Genomic DNA, 18,058 nt, shown 5'->3' on the forward strand with positions numbered 1-18,058 from the left:
TCAGAAGGTGCGGCGCACGGTCAGTGCAACGTAGTCGCGGTCAGCTAGCGGATTGCCGCGTGTGTAGGTTGCGTGGCCACCTGTCAGCAGTGGACGGTAGTCGAGGAATGGCTCAGAGCCGCCCAGATATTTGTTGTAGTTGATGCTGAACTGCCAAACGCCTTGATAGACACCTTCCAGCCCCAGCGAGGCAGTACCGGTATGCTTGGCGCCCCAGGCCAGACCAGTAATCGACGAATAGCCGTCAACGATGTAGCGCAGGCCGACCGGCACATTGATGTCCAGTCCCGGCAGCACCTGGCGATAGGACGGCGAGTAAATCACTTGCAGCGCCGTGGCGTCACGCGTGCGCAGCTCGTCCAGCATGTGGTCCGGATCATTCTTGGACAGCGCGCGGTTCCACGCCAGTTCACCCACCAGTGTCGATTCGCGCGACAGGAAGTTGGGATCGAGATTGCTCAGCCACGAGAAGTTGACGTGCGCCGTGCGGCCGGTCGCATAGCGCGGCGTCGCCTGCACATTCGGATACACGATGTTTGCATTCGTCAGCGGCATGTTGTTGCGCACCGACGCTTCCACCGACAGATTAGTGCTGCCGATCGAATGGGTGGCGCTGACGCCAGCCGTGGTCACCGCATCCGGGAACACGTAGTACCAGCTGCCCGGCGCTGCGCTGGTCACATTCAGCTGCGAATACAGTACGCCGGATTTATCGTGATAGCGCGCCGCGTAGAAACCGAGGTCGGTGTCTTCCAACCGCCACTTGAGCTGCGCGCCGAACTGGCCGCTATTGGAGGCCTTGCGGTCGCCGCCTGGCAGCAGCACACTGGTGGTAATCACTTCCGGCAGTTGCGAGCCACCCCAGATGGCGTTGGCGTTACTGAAGTAGCTGCCGGCCGGCGCGATGCGGTCGGCCTCCCAGCGGAACTGATAGTACGCGCCCAGCATCACATCCTGGCTCAGTTGCAGTTGGCCGGAGAGCTGCGGCACGGGACGAATAATCTCCTTGAACTGCGCATTCGGCGACGATTGCAGCTTCCATACATCGATAGGACCTTGCGCGCGGGCGATGCCGTTATCGCCGAAGAACAGCGTTTCGCCATACACCAGCGCGTGCTGGCCGAGACGCGCCGTCAGCTTCTGGCCTTCGCCAATCTGCCAGCCGCCGAATACAAAGGCATCCAGCAGTTCAGCCTTGCGGCCGGCCAGTTTGCGCGTGGCGCTCGGGAAGGCGTTGTACGGCTGCTGGCCGTTGAGTGCATCGGTGGCGTCGGTGGAACCGTCGTAGGAGAAGTCATACCATGCGGCGCCGCTGACGCGCAGGCCGTAATCTTTGCGGAACACCGCATCGAACTCGCTCAGTAAGTCCACGCGCTTGGACACGATGCCCTTGTTGCGGAAGTTGTCGTTGCCGGCGTTGAAGTTCAGCGCTTGCGGGAATGCCGATGCGGCTACGCCAGGCACCAGCAGGCGCGTGCTGTTGACCAGCGATGCATCGGCGTCGTGCAGGCGATACAGGGTGCTGGCCTTGATGGTGTTATCGAAGCGCAGGCTCCAATCGGGATTGTCGAACTCCAGTTCCGTGGCCTGCGCGTAGCCTGCCGCCAGCATGGCGGCAGCCGCCCAGGTGAGGTGCAATACTCTCATTTGCGTCTCCATTAAATTTTTTGTAGTTGGAGATCGCAGTTTGCCGCCAGCGCTTATATGTGTAAAATTGATTGCATGCATTCGTAGTATCGATCCTGTCGATACATATAAAACAAAAGGAGACAGAATGCGCTTCAATAAGCTAGACCTCAATTTGCTGGTCGCGCTGGACGCCTTGTTCCGCCTGCGCAGCGTGAGCCGCGCAGCCGAACAGCTGCACATGAGCCAATCGGCGCTGAGCAGTTCCCTGGCGCGCCTGCGTGAATACTTCGACGACGAACTGCTGGTGCAGGTAGGCCGCCAGATGGAGCTGACGCCGCGCGCTGAACTGCTGCGAGAAGCGGTGCGCGATGTGCTGGTGCGGGTCGATACCACCATCACCGCCATGCCGAGTTTCGACGCCACGCAATCGGACCGTGAGTTCCGCATCTTCGTGTCCGACTTCACGATGGCGGTGCTGATGCCGCATTTCCTGGCGCTGGCGCAGGAGCAGGGCAGCACTGTGCGCTTCCACCTGATGCCGCAAACGCGCCAGCCGCAACGCACGCTGGAGCAGGGCGACGGCGACCTGCTGGTGGTGCCGCACGATTACTGCTCGCCCGATCATCCGGACGAAAAACTATTCGAGGAAGAGTTCTGCTGCGTGGTGTGGGACCAGAGCCGCATCGCCCGCAACGGGCTGACGATGGAGTCGTATGCGGAAGCCGGCCATGTGGTGATGCAACCACCGGGCATGGATCGCTCATTCGAACATCGCTTCATGCAGGAGACGGGCATTGCGCGCAAGGTGGAGGTCAACACCTACAGCTTCCTCGCGGCGGCCTATCTGGTGCTGGGCACGGAACGCATCGCCACCGTACACCGGCGACTTGCGCTGCAGGTGTCGCGCGGACTGCCGCTGAAAATCCTGCCGCTGCCGATGCCAATGACGCGCATGACCCAGTCCATGCAGTGGCACAAATACCGCACGCAGGACCCCGGCCTGCTGTGGCTACGCGGCTTGCTGAAACAGGCGGTGCAGCGGATGGATGCTGCTATCAACGCGGCCGATAGCATGCATCGATAAAAAGCATTGGTCGCAAACGGCAGCACACGCATAGCATGCGCGGATTCATACGAAGAAAGGAATCACCATGCCACGCCGTTTTGTTGACCTCTCGATTTATCTGGAAAACGAAGTCCTGTCCGACCCGCCTATCCTGGCGCCGAAGATCGAGTACCAGACCCACAAGGAGACGCTGGGTGAGTTCATGCACATGCTGCCCGGGACTACGGCCAACGACTTCCCGGACGGCGAAGCTGCCGCTGCCGAGTGGGTGCGCCTGACCACTCACAGCGGCACCCACCTGGACGCGCCGTATCACTTCCATTCGACCATGAACCGCAAACTGGGTGAGGCTGAGCGTTCGATCACCATCGATGAAGTGCCGCTTGAGTGGTGCTTCCAGCCTGGCGTGAAGCTGGACTTCCGCCATCTGCCGGACGGCCACGTGGTCAGCGCGGCGGAAGTGGAGGCGGAGTTGAAACGCATCGGCCACACCCTGAGTCCATTGGAAATCGTAGTGGTCAACACGCGTGCCGGTTCGCGCTACGGCCAGCCGGACTACGTCAACTGCGGCTGCGGCATGGGCTATGAAGCGACCATGTATCTGCTGGAGCGCGGCGTACGCCTGACTGGCACCGATGCGTGGAGCTGGGACGCGCCGTTCAGCTACACCGCAAAAAAAATCCAGGAAACCGGCGACGTTAGCCTTATCTGGGAAGGCCACAAGGCCGGCCGCGACATCGGCTACTGTCACCTCGAAAAAATGCACAACCTCGAAGCGCTGCCGCCAACCGGCTTCACCATCAGCTGCTTCCCACACAAGATCCGTGGCGCTTCCGCCGGCTGGACCCGCGCCGTCGCCATCTTCGAAGACGCCTGATCTATCGGTCCCGCCAATGGCGGGTATCCATCCTATCCATACCCTGGAAGTCCGATTTTCGTTGACTTCCTTTTTCAGGGTGAATAATATAATCAGAATTCGTATTCTGATTTATAACCACAACAAAGGGACACACCATGCGCTTCTCCGTCTTCCTCAATGCCCGCACCATGACTGCGGATGCCGACAAACAGCTGATCGTCGATCTGGAACAGCATGCGCTGTTGGCCGGTAAGCTGGGCTTTGACGCCATCTTCCTGCCGGACCACCACTTCAACGGTTACATGCCAGTGGCCAGCGACAGCTATATGTTCGCGTCCTACCTGGCGGCCAAGCTGCCGGACATGCACTTCGGTTTCTCGGTGACGTCGGTGCCGCTGCACCATCCGGTGCGTTTCGTTGAACGCATCAATATTCTGGATCACCTCACCAAGGGCAAGCTGCTGGTCGGTATCGGCTCGGGCACCACGCCGGAAGAGATGATCGGCTTTGGCGTGAACTACAAGGACGCGGGCCGCATCGCCGAAGAAAACCTGCAAGCTGCGGCGGCACTCTGGAACAAGAAGATCACCGACGAACCGATCGAGCTGCATGGCTTCCACCAAGGCCGCGTGTTGCAGCGCATTGCACCGTCGCCTTATGGCCAGAAGCAGGCGCGCTTGATGCCGGTGGCGATGAAAGAGAGCAGCGCGACGCGCGCGGCGGTGAATGGCTGGCCTGCCTTCATACCGGCCTTTACGCCGCCGCAGATTGGCGGCACCGATCCGCTGAGCCACGTGAAAAAATACTTCGGCAATTACCATACGCAGTTGCTGGCGGCTGGTCACTCGGACGAGGTGGTGACTGATGCGCTGTCGTGGACTACCCACAGCTACCAGTGTGTCCACCTGGCGGAGACCGACGAGCAGGCGCACAAGGAAGTGCTGGAAATTCTGGGCGCTTATCAGGAGGCGATTGACCGTGAGGCGGCCTTCAACGCCAAAGCGGAATCGGATGATGCCAACAAGAAGACTGACCGCACCGGCCACGCACTGACCGAGGATTGGATGGCGACGTGGTGCCTGTACGGCAGCCCGGAAACCGTCATCAAGAAGCTGCGTGCTTACCAGGAAGTTGGCATCGGCAATATCCTGTGCGGCACCACTACTGGTCCGCTGACCGAGAAGCGCCTGGCTTATGCCAATCAGACCTTGGAGCTGATGGCCAAGCGCGTGCTGCCTGCCTTTAAATAATCGCGAGATAAGCATGACACGAGAGTTAAGCACTGCGGAGATGGCGTTGTTGACCGCCGGCGCCACCATGTGGAGCACGGCGGCGATTCCCGATGCTGGCGTTCCGTCGCTGTCGATGGCGGATGGGCCGATGGGCGTTGCCGGGGCGAAGATCGATGAGCGTGATGTCTCCTTGCTGACGCCATCGCCAATGGCGCTGGGTGCTAGCTGGGACCCAGCGCTGGTGCAGCGCGTGGGCCGGCTGGTCGGCGGCGAGGCGATACGGCGCGGCGTGGACTTGATGCTGGCGCCGAACCTGAACATGGCACGCAGCCCGCTGGCTGGGCGGGCATTTGAATATTTTTCCGAAGACCCGCTATTGTGCGGGTCACTGGGCGCAGCGTGGATTCATGGCTGCCAGTCGGTGGGGACCGGAGCGATTGCCAAGCACTTGGTCTGCAATGACAGCGAGACAGAGCGCGACCGCATGAACGCGGTGGTCGATGAACGTACCTTGCGCGAGGTGTATCTGCTGCCGTTCGAGATGGCGGCGGAAGCTGGATGCGCGGGCATGCTCACGGCCTATAACAAAGTGAATGGCGACTGGTGCGCGGAGGCAGGGCCAGTCGTCCAGAAAGTCGTGAAAGATGAATGGCGCTTCCCGGGCATGTTCATGAGCGATTGGTTTGGCACGCATTCCACGGCAGGTTCGCTCAACGGCGGCCTCGATCTGGAGATGCCCGGCCCCGCGCGCCACCTCGGCGCCCGCAGCGCCGCCGCCGTCGCTGAAGGCCAGGTGGCACCGGAGCGCCTGCGCGACGCAGCCCACCGCGTAGCCACCGCCGCCCGCCGCTTCGGCCGTACCGGCGATGCGCAGCCGTTGGTTGCTGGCGCCGGCACCAACAAGGGACTGCCGCTGCCGGACGGCGAGGCGGCGGAACTGCTGATCGAGGCTGCGGCGGGTGGCTTCACGCTGGTGCGGAATGAGCGGGCGATGTTGCCGCTCGATCCGGCGCTCTCGCCGCGCATTGCGGTGATTGGGCCGAATGCGAGTGCGCCGTGCTTCCAGGGCGGCACCTTCGCCAAGATCGCGGTCAAGCCGGATGCGGTGCTGCCGATTGATGCGCTGCGTGCGCGGTTTGGCGACGCCATCGTGGCTTACGCGCCCGGCGTTGATCCGCAACCGAAGCTACCGCGCATGACCGCGCGTCCACGTCGTGATCTCGGCGACGGCTGCATCAAGGGCATGACGCTCGATTACTTCGATAACGCAGACCTCTCTGGCCAGCCGGTGTTAAGCGAAACGCGCGACACCAATTCGCTGACCTGGTTCTACGGCGTGCACGAAGCCGGCGCACTACAAGCCAACGCCGGCACGCGCGCCAGCGGCTGGTTCCGCGCCAGCGAAAGCGGCGAACATCAGTTCTACATCGGCGGCACCGGCGCCTTGCGCTTACTGGTCGACGGCAAAGAATACTTCCGCCGCGACGAGCAGCTCAAGCCGGGCGACGTCATGGGCCGTCTGAAAAGCGGCGATGCTGATTGCATCACCATCCCGCTGAAACAAGACATTGCAGTCGAAGTGGTAGTGGAACTGCGCTACACCGCCGCCCGCTGCCAAGGCCTGTGGTACGGCATCCGAGGTCCAGGCGGCGCGGAAGAAATGATGGTCGCCGCAGAACAAGCCGCACAGCAAGCTGACGCCGTGATCCTGATGGTCGGCGAAACCTCGGACGCCAGCGTCGAAAGCAAAGACCGCGCAGACACCTTGCTGCCACCCGAGCAGCTCGCGCTGATCGAACGCATTTGCGCGGTCAATCCGAATACCGTCATCGTCACCAACGTCGGCCACGCCTTCGACGTGCGCTGGGAGCAGCAGGCAAGGGCGGTGCTGCACTGCTGGTATCCCGGCCAGGAATTCGGCGCGGCATTGGCGCAGGTACTGGCCGGCGACCGCGAACCGGGCGGCCGCATGCCCGTCACCATTGCCCGCGAAGACCGCGACTATCCAGCCCTGTCGCTGCAACCGGATACCAATGGCGACCTGCATTACAGCGATGGCGTGCGCTTCGGCTATCGCGGCCTGGCCGCACGCGGCGTCTCGGCACGCCAACCATTCGGCGCAGGCTTTGGCTACACCAGTTTTGCGCTGAGTGACCCGCAAGTCCGCGCCACCGGCAACGGCGACTGGGAACTGACCGTCCAGCTGCGCAACACCGGCAGCCGCGCCGGCGCAGAAGTGGTGCAGGCGTATCGCGCCCAGCCCGAGCTCACGCTGGTCGGCTACACCAAAGCGTGGCTGGAGCCGGGCCAGCAACAGGAAGTCCGTATCGCCATCGCCGCGCGCCGCCTGCAAGTGTGGCAGGGCGCATGGACCGCACTGCAAGGAACCATCGACCTGCTGGTCGGCCGTTCCAGCGCAGAGCTGCCGCTGGCGGTGCAAATCAAGCAGTAGTCAATAAAGGAGACAGACATGAACCAATATTCCAATAACGCCCGCGCCAATGGACGCGCGCCTTTCATCGTCGGTATCGGCGGAACCACGCGCCCCGGCTCCAGCACCGAAAGCGCCTTGCGCGCCGCGCTGTGCCACGCCGAACAACTGGGCGCTGTAACCCAGTTGTTCGGCGGCGAAGCACTGGCCTCGCTGCCCGGCTACTCGCCCGAGGAAAAGGAACGTAGCGAAGGCCAGGCCGCGCTGGTGGAAGCCGTGCGCCGCGCGGACGCCGTCATCTTCGCTTCGCCCGGCTACCATGGCGGCGTCTCGGGCCTGGTGAAAAATGCCATCGACCTGCTGGAAGACCTGCGCGCGGACGATCGCGTCTACCTCGACGGCATGCCGGTCGGCTGCATCGTCACCGCCGCCGGCTGGCAGGGCTGCAACACCACGCTGGGCGCGATGCGCTCCATCGTGCACGCGCTGCGCGGCTGGCCAACGCCGCTCGGCGTCACGCTCAACACCGCTGGCGTCAAGCTGTTCGACGGCGACGGCCAGTGCCTGGACTCGCAAGTAAGCAGCAGCCTGCGCATGCTGGCGGAGCAGGTGGTGGGCGTGCGTAGTCCTTCTGCATCAAGCTGATAAAAAACTAGAATTCCAATTCTAATTTGTGTTATTCTCATTTGCACATGACGCCTGAACATAACAGGCGCGTGCGGACTACAAGAACATCGGAGACAAATGTGCTTAAGCAAACCGTGATCCAACAACGGTTGCGCGCCATGCTCGTTCGGCCGCAATCGACCCTCATCCTCGCCGGCCTCTGTGCCGCCACCGCCAACGCCGTCGCCCAGGAAGCTGGCGTCATTCCCGAAGTGATCGTCACCGCGCAGAAGACCGCGCAACCCGCATCGAAAACGCCGCTGGCCCTGTCGGTATTGGGCGGAGACGATTTGCGCCAGGCCGGCGCCACCAACGCGGTGGCCCTGACCGAGCTGGCGCCGAATGTGCAAATCTCGACCGACAACGGCAAGCTGCAAGTGGCGATCCGCGGTGTGGTGAGCCTGGACACCAGCGAGAAGGGCGACTCATCGACCGCCTTCAACGTCGACGGCGCCTACATCGGCCGCACTGAGGCGCAGCTGGGTGCCTTCCTCGATCTGGAACGGATCGAAGTGCTGCGTGGCCCGCAAGGTACGCTGTATGGCCGTAACGCCACTGCCGGCGCCATCAACCTGATTACCAACAAGCCGACCAACAAGCTGGAAGGCCGTGTTGATGTGGAACTGGGCGACTACAACGCGCGCCGGCTGGAAGGCGTGGTGAATATTCCGGTCAACAGCACGCTGGCGCTGCGCGCGGCTGCGGTGACGGTCAGCCATGACACTTATCAAAATCCGGGGCCGAACCAGGTCGGACTGGCAGACCAGGATGACAACGCCGGACGTCTGCACGCGCTGTTCACGTTCTCGCCGCAGACTTCATGGCTGCTGACGGCGGAACGCAGCAAGTCCGGCGGTAATGGCGCCAGTGTCGTACCGCTGACGAATTTCTTTACCGGCACGCCGATCGCGGGCGGGAACAACCTGGCCAATCCGCAGTATGTCGATCGCGGTGCAGAAGCCCAGCTGACAGCGGCCGCGCAATATGCCAACATCGGCTCGCACAAGGCCGACGTGGCGACCTCGCTGCGCTCCGAATTCAAGACCAGCCTTGGCGGCGTGGCCGATCTGACCTACCAGTTTGCCCGCTTGCGTGCGGAAGTCGATCAGCTGAATAACGGCACCTACTTCGGCTTCCCGATGTATAACTACGTCACCGGCGGCTCGACCCAGCGCACGCATGAAGTGCGCCTGAATTCCGCAGGCGATTCGGCCCTGAGCTGGGTGGCCGGCGTGTACCACTTCAACGAGGACATCTTCCGCGCATCGAGCTACAACACGGTGACGCCTGGACCGCTGATTGTGGTGCCGTTCGCGCCATCCATCGAGAGCCGTTCGAAAGCGGCGTTCGGGCAGCTGACCTACCGCTTCGACAAGAAGCTGCGCGTGACCTTCGGCGCCCGCACCACGCGCGACGAAAAATCTGGTCACGATGCGCTGAGCGGCAGCACCACCGGCCCTGGCTACACCGCGCACGTGGAAAGCTCCAAGTCCAACTTCCGCCTCGCTGCGGACTACGATGTGGCGCCGGCCATTATGGTGTACGGCAGCCTGTCCACCGGCTACAAGGCGGGCGGCTTCAATGACACCAGCGGCAAGGAATACCTGCCGGAGAATATCACCTCGGTGGAGGGCGGCATCAAGGGACGCTTCCTGAACAACAAACTGCGCCTGAGCGCCGCAATCTTCCACTACGATTACAAGGACATGCAGTTGACGTCCGTGGTCTGCACCGGCGCCGGCACGGCAGCCAATTGCGGCGCGCTGACCACCAATGCATCTAACGCCAAGATCAAGGGTGTGGAAGTGGAGGGCAGCTACGCTGTCACGGCAGATGACCGCATCAACTTCTCGGCGGCGACGTCGGATGGCAAGTTCCAGAAGTATCACCCCAACGATACCGCCGACTGGTCCGGCCAGCAGATCGACCGCGCACCGGCCTACAACGCAAGCCTGGGTTACACGCATACCTTCGCGCTGGATAGCGGCGCTACGATTGCGGCGCGCATCGGCACGCGTTTGAACGGCGCTTACTTCCTTAGCGATTCCTCGGCGGCCATCCGCTATCGCCAGCCGGTGTACCGCAAGAGCGATATTGGCGTGACTTACACCTCGCCGTCGCAGAGCTACTACGTGCAGCTGTTTGCACGCAACCTGGAAAACTCAGTCACTCTGGATAGCCTGCTGCCGGGCGGTTTCGGCATCGGCGCTCCGCGTACTTTCGGCCTGCGTGCAGGCACGCAGTTCTGACAGAAAGGTGAAGTATGAAGATCAGTAACATGGAATTTACCAAGACGGTAGGCTTCGCGTCCGGCGCTGCGCCAGTTGGCGTTTCGCGGCGCGACGTGCTGGCTGCATTGCTGGCAGGAGGTGCGTTGGCCGTTACGTGGAGTGCTCCCGCCGCAGCAGCGGCGTTGAAGAAAGCAGGCGCACCAGCCACGCTGCGTCCTGCCTTGAGTACCGATGAAATGGCGGTGCTGTCGGCCGCTGCGCAAGTCGTCGTCCCCACCACCGATACGCCGGGTGCGAAAGAGGCAGGCGTGCCGCAGTTTATCGGTGCGCTGTTCACCGGCTGGATGACCGACGACGAAGCAGCGCTGTTCCGCAAAGGCCTCTCCGGCCTCGATGACAGCGCGCGGCAGCTCTATCAGCGCGGCTTCGCTGCATGTACGGCGGAGCAGGGCGCGGAACTGCTGCAAGCCTTGCGCGTCGCCAGCCCATACGGCGGCCATACCTTCTCGCTGACCGACCGTATCCTCGATCCGAAAGCGCCGTTCTACCTGCGCCTGCGCGACTTGGTGGTGCTGGGCTACTTCACCTCCGAAGTGGGCAGCAACCAGGAACTGCGCTACATACCGGTGCCCGGCAAGTTCGAATCGAATGTGGACATCAAAACCTGGCCATACCAGGTCGTCATCTAAGGATCAAGCATGACAAAAACTACGCAATTTGACGCTATCGTGATCGGCTCGGGCATCACCGGCGGCTGGGCCGCCAAGGAGCTGACCGAAAAAGGCTTGAAGGTACTGATGCTGGAACGCGGCGCCAATCTCGAACACCAGAAAGGCTACATCCACGAATTCACGCCGCCATGGCAAGCGCCGAATCACGGCTTGCCGGAACGCGAGCTGTTCGCGCGCGAGTACGAAATCCAGAGCAAAATCGAACGCGGCGCCTTCAGCTGGGCCAACCGCCATTACTGGATTAACGACCGTGAAAATCCGTATGAGCAGATCAAGCCATTCCGCTGGCACCGAACCAATGTACTGGGCGGCCGTTCGCTGACCTGGGGCCGTCAGTCCTACCGCTGGGGCAACGACGACTTCCTCGCCAACGCCCGCGATGGTCATGGCAACGACTGGCCTATCCGTTACGCCGACCTGGAACCGTGGTACACCCACGTTGAAAAATTCATCGGCGTGAGCGGCCAGCCGGAAGGACTGGAGCATTTCCCGGACGGCCACTACCTGCCGGCGATGGAGATGACAGCGCTGGAATCGGCACTCAAGCAGCGCATCGAAGCCAAATGGACTGACCGCCGCGTCACCATCGGCCGCGTGGCCAACCTCACGGTGCCGCACAATGGCCGTGGCCAGTGCCAGAACCGTAATATCTGCAATCGTGGCTGCTCGTTCGGTGCGTATTTCAGCTCATTGAGTTCCACGCTGCCGGCGGCGCAGAAAACCGGCCGCCTCACCATTCGTACCGATAGCGTGGTGGAGGCCATCGACGTCGATCCGAAGACCAACAAGGCCAGCGGGGTGCGCGTAGTGGACGCCAAAACCGGCAAGCGCATGGCCTTCAAGGCGCGCGTAATCTTCCTGTGCGCTTCGACCTACGGCACGCTGCAAGTGCTGCTGCAATCGCGCAGTGCGGCGCACCCGAACGGTATCGGCAATCATAGCGATGTGCTGGGCCGCTATCTGATCGACCACCACGGCGTGGCCGCTTTCGGCGAGATCAAGGGCTTCGAGGACCGCAACTACAAGGGCCGCCGCGCCACCGGCATCCTGGTACCGCGCTTCCGTAACGTCGGCGGGCAGGATGCCGATGCGGACTTCACGCGTGGTTATGGCTTCCAGGGCGGCGCCATGCGCGATGACTGGACCAACACCGCCGCACTGACCGATGATTTCGGCGCTGGCATGAAGCACAATATCGCGCGACCCGGCAAGTGGGTGGCATTCCTTGGCGCGTTCGGGGAACAGCTGCCACAGGCACATAACCGCGTCACGCTCAGCGACAAGAAGCTTGGCAACTACGGCTTGCCGCAACTGAGCTTCGATGTGGCCTACGGCGAAAACGAGCGCAAGATGGCGGTCGATGCGGGCAAGCAGGCGGAGATGATGCTGAAGGCCGCCGGCGCGGAACGGGTGCAGCTGATTCCATCGCGGGCCTTGCCCGGCGTGTCGATCCACGAGATGGGCGGCGCGCGCATGGGCCACAATCCGGCGGAGTCGGTGCTGAATGCACACAACCAGGTGCACGGCGTGCCTAACTTGTTCGTCACTGATGGCGCGGCAATGGCCTCCAGTGGCACGGTCAATCCGTCGCTGACCTACATGGCGCTGACGGCGCGCGCGGTGGACTTTGCCGTGGCCGAGTTCAAAGCGGGTCGTCTATAATCCCATGTCACCATACAGCAAACAACCTATGCCAGCTATCACCGCTCATGCACGCGTGCCTAAACAGGGCCGCAGCCGTCAATCCTTCGAACGCATCATCGAAGGTACGATCGACTTGCTGCGCGAGCGTTCCTACGACCAGATTACGCTGGCGGAGATTTGTGAGCGGTCTGGCGTTTCGACAGGTTCGCTGTATGGCCGTGTGGCCGGCAAGGATGAATTGCTACGCGCAGTGCAGGTGCTGTTCCTGGAACGGATGGCCGGCCAGTTCAACACCGAAGCGGAACGCATCGCGCGTGAGGCGCACGGACTGGCGCAGGTGGTGCCGGCGGTGGTGGCCAGTCTCGGTAATATCTTGAAGGAGAACGCCAGCGTGCTGCGTTCCTTCATGCTGCGCAGTGCCAGCGATGAAGCTATTGAGGCAGCCGGCAAGAAGTCGTTTGTCGAAAACCACGGCAAGTTCATCGCCTTGCTGAAGGCCTGTGCCAAAGAGATCCGCCATCCGCAGCCGGACCGCGCGATTGATACATCAATGCTGCTGATTTATGCCACCCAGGCCCGCTTCCTCGGACTCGACTCCGTCGGCGGGCAGGGTGAAGCCAGTAAGTGGAACGAGTTGTTGCAAGACTTGAGTGACATGATGCTGGCATTCCTGTTGTTTACGCCTCCCAAGCGCTGACCAGGCGCGGGGCGCGGGTCCTCCGCGCTCCAGGTCACGCAAAAATCGATAACCAACATTCTGATTCCAGAAAGGGAAAGGCATGACTGCACCCGAAAATAAACTGCGCTGGGCCTACATGGACCATTGGCGCATCGACACGCCGCAAGGACAGCTGTCGCAATATACCTCCGTTAAACGCTTCGATGCTTTCCTCAAGCAGATCTCGGCCATCGGCTACGAGGCGATTGAGACGTTTGACTTCCACCTTGGCCCGCTGCGCGAGTTATTCGGCTCGCTGGAAAATGCGCGGGCCTTCATGCAGGAACGCGGCATCGACAAGGTGCTTAGCCTGTTCCATGCGGTGATGTACGACGAAAGGCAAAGCGCGCCGCATGTACGCTCGACGCATGACCACATCTTCAACTATGCGCAGCACATCATGCGTTCTAGCGCTGGTTTGGGCGTTGAGAACTTTATCGTCATGCCGGCCGGTTTGTACTACGACGTGGAGCCGGTCACCGACGATAAGTTGCGCGCCTGCGCGGAATTGTGGAACCGGGTCGGCAAGATGACGCTGGAATATGGCGTCAAGACTTGCTGCCACCATGAGTTCTTCTGCGGTATTCGCAGTGCGGAACAACTGCGCAAGTTCTATGAGTGGACCGATCCGCGCTACGTGTTCTTCTACTGCGATACGGCGCAGCATGTGATTGCGGGCGTTGATCCGGTCGACCTGTATCTGAAGCTGCAAGACCGCTGCGGCGGTTTCCATATGAAGGACACCAAGCACGTTGATTTGACCGGTGACTACCGCCGCAAGCCGGACGCCGAGGTAATGGCGCCAACCACGCCGCGCTGGTTCCACGAGATGGGTGTGCCCGGCGGCTTGGTGGACTTTCCGGCCATGATGCAAGCGATGAAGGAGTGCGGCTACCAGGGCTGGGTCGGCGTTGAGCATGACAAGGCAGACGTCGGCGGCGGCAACTACCCGCAAAGCACCGCGTTATCGGCCTGGTACATCCAGCACGTTCTGAAAAAAATCTACGCGTAAGGTGAAGACATGATGAAATGGGGATATGGCGTTAATCAATGGAAGGCTGGCTTCACCAGTTTCGCGCGGCTTGAAGAAATCGAGAGTGCGTTCAAGGTGACTGCGGCTTGCGGCTTTGATGCGGTGGAATTGAATGCGGGTAGCGGGCGCTGGGATCCGATCGGGCGGCCTGAAAATATCGCGATCAATTATGGCTCGGCGGCGCATTTCAAATTGAAGCTGAAGGAGTTGGGCATCAATCGCGTGGCCAGCACCTTCTTCGATCCGACGGTGATGAGTTTTGAAGAACTGCACTTTGGTTTGATGAGCACCCAGCCGGCAGACCATGAGCGCATTGTGGCGCAGGCGCGCATTCATGCCGAAATGCTGGCGGAGCTGGGCGGCGAGTTGCTGGTGGTGCGGCCGTTCCCGTCGTTCTGGAAGGAGGGCGCACTGAACGAAGAGCGCTTGCAGGCGGCGGCCGATTGCTGGAATGCGGTTGGCTTAATGGCGTCGTCGATGGGACTGAAGACGGCGTTGCATATCGATGCGCTGTCTGCGTTGCGCAGCGGCGATGAGCTGGAGCGCTTGCTGCAGCTGTGCTCCGCCGATGTGGGCCTGGCCATCGATACGGCGGAGCTGACTATCGCCGGGCATGATGTCGTGGCGCTGTACCGCCGCTTCCACGAGCGCGTGCTGCACTTCCACTTCAAAGATGCGCTGGCGGTGGATACGCTGGGAGAGTACAAACTGCCCAACGCGGAGCGCGCGCTGATTGCGGCTGGCGGCGAGCGGGAGATCCAGCGCTGGTTCGGCGAGATGGGCTCCGGGTTGGTGGACTTTCCAGCGCTGCTGGCGGCCATGCGTGAGCACCGTTACGCCGGCTGGATCATCGTCGAAAGCGACAAGGGCCCCGAGCCCATCGCCACCGGCATGATGCTCAATAGCTGGTACAGGCAGAACGTGCTGGAACGGCTGTCATGAATCCGCTGCCAACTTCCGCCGGTCCCGCTGCCGACGCGGACGTCGCGTCGGGCCAGCGCAGGGCTGGCGCAGCGCAGGGTATCGCGCTGATGGCGATTCTCGCCATGCCGACGCTGGCGCTGGCGGCGCTGGTTCCTAGCTTGCCGCAGCTGTTCCAGCAATTCTCCTCGGTGCCGAACTTCCAGTTGCTGGTGCCGATGATTATCACCGTGCCGTCGCTGTGCGTGGCGCTGTTCTCCGGCGTGATGGGCGCGATCGCGGATCGCTGGGGCCGGCGCAAGCTGCTGCTGGTGGCTTTGTTCGCGTTCGCGCTGCTTGGCCTCGCGCCGCTGATGTTCGACAGCCTGCTGCTGATCGTCGCCAGCCGCGTGGTGGTCGGGCTGGCGGAAGCGGCCATTCTTACCGTCGGCAATGCGCTGATGGGCGACTACTTCGAAGGCGAAGAACGGACCAAGTGGCTGGGCTACCAGAACATGTTCGCGCCGTTCATCGGTTCGGCCATCCTGCTGTCCGGCGGCTTCCTGGCTGGCGTGCATTGGCGCTATCCTTTCCTGCTGTACCTGAGCGGCTTTGCCGTTCTGCTGGTGGTGTGGCTGGTGTGCTGGGAACCGGGCCGACCAGCGCAGACGGCAGGCCGGCAGGTAGCCACCGCACCATTCCCGTGGCGTGTTTCGTTGCTGGTGTGCGGCGTGACTGTGCTGTTCTCGCTGGTGTTCTTCGTGCAGGCAGTGCAGCATGGGCGCATCTTTGGCGACATGGGTGTGGCATCGCCGGAGCGTATCAGCGTGCTGGCGACCGTGGCGAGCCTCGGCACCGTATTGGGCGGCTACCTGTTTAAGCGCTTCAGCAAACTGACCGTGCAGCAGTGGATGATGGCGATCCTGGCGCTCTACGGCACCAGCTACATCGGCATCGCATTGGCTCCCAGCCTTACCAGCGGACTGCCACTCGATGTACTAGGTCAGGTCGGAGGTGGACTCGTGGTACCGGTGCTGGTGACTTGGGCATTGCAACACTACGGCTTTGAACATCGAGGACGCGGCATGGGCTTGTGGGGCGGCGCGTTCTTCCTCGGCCAGTTCCTTAGCCCGCCGCTACTCACGCTGATCGGCAGTGCAGGCCTGAGCTTCCTCGGCAGCGTGGCTGTCATGGGCACGGCGTGCCTGGTTGTGTCCATTGTCATGGCACTCACTCATAAGAAAGAAAACGAATCATGAAAATCGCAGCATGTATTGAATGGATGTTTGCCGATGCTGGCGAAGACCTGCCTTCGCGCATCCGCGCCGCCAGTGCGGCTGGTGTAAAGGCCGTGGAGTTCCACCTGTGGCGCGAGAAACCGCTGGATGCCATCGAAGTGGCGTTGAAGGAAACCGGTTCGCAGCTGCTTAGCTTCTGCGTTGAGCCGCGTCGCAGCCTGGTTGACCCGGCCGATCACGAAGCCGTGCTGGCTGCCGTTGCGGATGCCATCCCGGTGGCGCAGCGCTTCAACAGCGCCATGATCCTGGCCTCCGGCTTTACCCGGCCGGAGGTGCCGGAGCAAGAGCAATTCGACGCTGCAGTCACTGTTCTCAAGCGCGCAGCTGAATTGGCGGGGCAAGCCGGCGTGGTGCTGTGGCTGGAGCCGGTCTATATGGTCATCAACGGCCAACGCATGTTCGTTGATACCGTCCGCCGAGGCCTGGATATTGTCGCGGCAGTAGACAGTCCTGCGCTGCGCCTCTTGGCCGACGCCTACCACTCTGCGCAAACGCAGGAAGACTTCGTCGCCGCCATCGGCTACCGCATGCCGCTGATCGGCCACGTGCAAGTGGCCGACACCAACGGCCGCCACGAACCCGGCACCGGCGATATCGACTGGACGAGCATCATGAAAGCGCTGCGACAGAAGGGCTATGAAGGCGCCATAGGTCTGGAATACTTCCCTACAGTGCCGGACAGCGCATCGCTGGCCATGTCGCGTGATGCGCTCGGGCTTTGACCGTCGTCGCTTCCTGGCGGCGGTAGCCTTCGGCGCGACGTATGCCGTTAGTCGCGGCGTATCGGCGCGCGGGCGCCTGCGCCAGGGACTGACGCCCCATTTGTTCAACCAGGATATCGATGATACCTGCCGCATGGCGCAGGCGCTGGGCATACAGGGCCTGGATTTCGTCAGCAATCCTGCCGACTGGCCGACGTTGAAGAAGTACGGCCTGGCCATGACCGTGCTGCGTGTCGACTACGGCGGTGGTATTTCGACGCTGGCCCGGGCGCCTGCGGGGCCGGCTGGCTGGAACGCCATCGGCACGCCGGACCTGGATGGCCAGTTCGAAGCCGCGCTGCGCGAGCGGATTGATGCCGCCGCAATCCACGGCATCCCCAACATCCTTGTGACCTGCGGTGTGCGTGGCAACCTCAGTTACGATGAAGGAAAGCGCAACGCGATCGGCTTTTTACAGCGGGTGCGCGCGCATGCTGAAGCCCGTGGCGTCACGCTGGTGATGGAGAACATCAATTCGGGCCACAGCGGCGGTCCACCGGCGCCACCGGGCAGCATGTTCGATCATCTGCCGTGGGGGCTGGATGTGGTTGTCCAAGTCAATTCGCCACGCGTGAAGTTGCTGGTCGATCTATATCATGCTCAGCTCATGGATGGCAACATCACCAATTTTTTGCGCCAAAATATCCAGTGGATAGGGCACTTTCATACGGGTGGAGTGCCTGGGCGGCATGAGATCGACGAGACCCAGGAACTGAATTACAGGCACGTCGCCAACGTCCTAGCAGATCTGGACTATCGTGGTTTCATCAGTCATGAGTGGACGCCATCAGCTGGCCAGGACAAGCTGGCCATGCTGCGGAAGAGTATCGCCATCATCGATGTTTGAGGCGCTTTTTAT

15 protein-coding genes are annotated in these 18,058 nt (G+C 61.9%); 14 read left to right on the plus strand and 1 reads right to left on the minus strand.

Translation table 11 applies throughout. The annotated features are described in order from the left end of the window. Positions 1 to 1,647 carry a DUF1302 domain-containing protein gene (locus GTP46_RS08480; protein ID WP_161006177.1) on the minus strand — a complete coding sequence of 549 codons (1,647 nt, stop codon included), beginning with the start codon at positions 1,645 to 1,647 and terminating at the stop codon, positions 1 to 3. Between the two features lie 127 nt (positions 1,648 to 1,774). On the opposite strand from GTP46_RS08480, the gene GTP46_RS08485 reads away from it, so the two are divergent. The 14 genes from GTP46_RS08485 (at position 1,775) to GTP46_RS08550 (ending at position 18,046) form a co-directional block, all read left to right on the plus strand. After that, complete coding sequence (locus GTP46_RS08485; protein ID WP_161006178.1) at positions 1,775 to 2,713, plus strand: LysR family transcriptional regulator; 939 nt, start codon at positions 1,775 to 1,777, stop codon at positions 2,711 to 2,713. A gap of 67 nt (positions 2,714 to 2,780) precedes the next feature. Then, the gene (locus tag GTP46_RS08490) at positions 2,781 to 3,572 is read left to right on the plus strand and encodes a cyclase family protein (RefSeq protein ID WP_202414188.1); all 792 of its coding nucleotides are present in this window, start codon (positions 2,781 to 2,783) and stop codon (positions 3,570 to 3,572) included. Between the two features lie 137 nt (positions 3,573 to 3,709). Further along, positions 3,710 to 4,804 carry an LLM class flavin-dependent oxidoreductase gene (locus GTP46_RS08495; protein WP_161006179.1) on the plus strand — a complete coding sequence of 365 codons (1,095 nt, stop codon included), beginning with the start codon at positions 3,710 to 3,712 and terminating at the stop codon, positions 4,802 to 4,804. Between the two features lie 13 nt (positions 4,805 to 4,817). Continuing rightward, on the plus strand, positions 4,818 to 7,238 hold the full coding sequence (locus tag GTP46_RS08500; protein ID WP_161006180.1) for a beta-glucosidase: 2,421 nt from the start codon (positions 4,818 to 4,820) through the stop codon (positions 7,236 to 7,238). Between the two features lie 18 nt (positions 7,239 to 7,256). Beyond that, entirely contained in the window at positions 7,257 to 7,862 is a 606-nt protein-coding gene (locus GTP46_RS08505) for an NADPH-dependent FMN reductase (RefSeq protein ID WP_161006181.1), read from the plus strand. A gap of 101 nt (positions 7,863 to 7,963) precedes the next feature. Beyond that, positions 7,964 to 10,132, plus strand: coding sequence for a TonB-dependent receptor (locus GTP46_RS08510; RefSeq protein WP_371869596.1), 2,169 nt, complete (start codon positions 7,964 to 7,966; stop codon positions 10,130 to 10,132). Positions 10,133 to 10,146: 14 nt separating this feature from the next. Continuing rightward, on the plus strand, positions 10,147 to 10,803 hold the full coding sequence (locus GTP46_RS08515) for a gluconate 2-dehydrogenase subunit 3 family protein (RefSeq protein WP_161006182.1): 657 nt from the start codon (positions 10,147 to 10,149) through the stop codon (positions 10,801 to 10,803). Positions 10,804 to 10,812: 9 nt separating this feature from the next. Continuing rightward, positions 10,813 to 12,507 carry a GMC oxidoreductase gene (locus GTP46_RS08520; RefSeq protein ID WP_161006183.1) on the plus strand — a complete coding sequence of 565 codons (1,695 nt, stop codon included), beginning with the start codon at positions 10,813 to 10,815 and terminating at the stop codon, positions 12,505 to 12,507. A gap of 28 nt (positions 12,508 to 12,535) precedes the next feature. Continuing rightward, positions 12,536 to 13,186, plus strand: coding sequence for a TetR/AcrR family transcriptional regulator (locus tag GTP46_RS08525; protein ID WP_161006184.1), 651 nt, complete (start codon positions 12,536 to 12,538; stop codon positions 13,184 to 13,186). Between the two features lie 82 nt (positions 13,187 to 13,268). Further along, on the plus strand, positions 13,269 to 14,219 hold the full coding sequence (locus tag GTP46_RS08530) for a sugar phosphate isomerase/epimerase family protein (protein WP_229258847.1): 951 nt from the start codon (positions 13,269 to 13,271) through the stop codon (positions 14,217 to 14,219). A 9-nt stretch (positions 14,220 to 14,228) separates the two neighbouring features. Continuing rightward, positions 14,229 to 15,182 carry a sugar phosphate isomerase/epimerase family protein gene (locus tag GTP46_RS08535; RefSeq protein ID WP_161006185.1) on the plus strand — a complete coding sequence of 318 codons (954 nt, stop codon included), beginning with the start codon at positions 14,229 to 14,231 and terminating at the stop codon, positions 15,180 to 15,182. Further along, positions 15,179 to 16,399: an MFS transporter gene (locus GTP46_RS08540; protein WP_161006186.1), complete on the plus strand. Its 1,221-nt coding sequence runs from the start codon at positions 15,179 to 15,181 to the stop codon at positions 16,397 to 16,399. Before GTP46_RS08535 ends, GTP46_RS08540 begins: the two co-directional genes overlap by 4 nt. Then, positions 16,396 to 17,160 carry a TIM barrel protein gene (locus GTP46_RS08545; RefSeq protein WP_161006187.1) on the plus strand — a complete coding sequence of 255 codons (765 nt, stop codon included), beginning with the start codon at positions 16,396 to 16,398 and terminating at the stop codon, positions 17,158 to 17,160. Before GTP46_RS08540 ends, GTP46_RS08545 begins: the two co-directional genes overlap by 4 nt. Continuing rightward, positions 17,144 to 18,046 carry a TIM barrel protein gene (locus tag GTP46_RS08550; RefSeq protein WP_229258862.1) on the plus strand — a complete coding sequence of 301 codons (903 nt, stop codon included), beginning with the start codon at positions 17,144 to 17,146 and terminating at the stop codon, positions 18,044 to 18,046. Before GTP46_RS08545 ends, GTP46_RS08550 begins: the two co-directional genes overlap by 17 nt. Positions 18,047 to 18,058 lie beyond the last annotated feature (12 nt).

Origin of the sequence: Duganella flavida (assembly GCF_009857445.1) — a bacterium.
Lineage (GTDB): Bacteria > Pseudomonadota > Gammaproteobacteria > Burkholderiales > Burkholderiaceae_D > Rugamonas > Rugamonas flavida.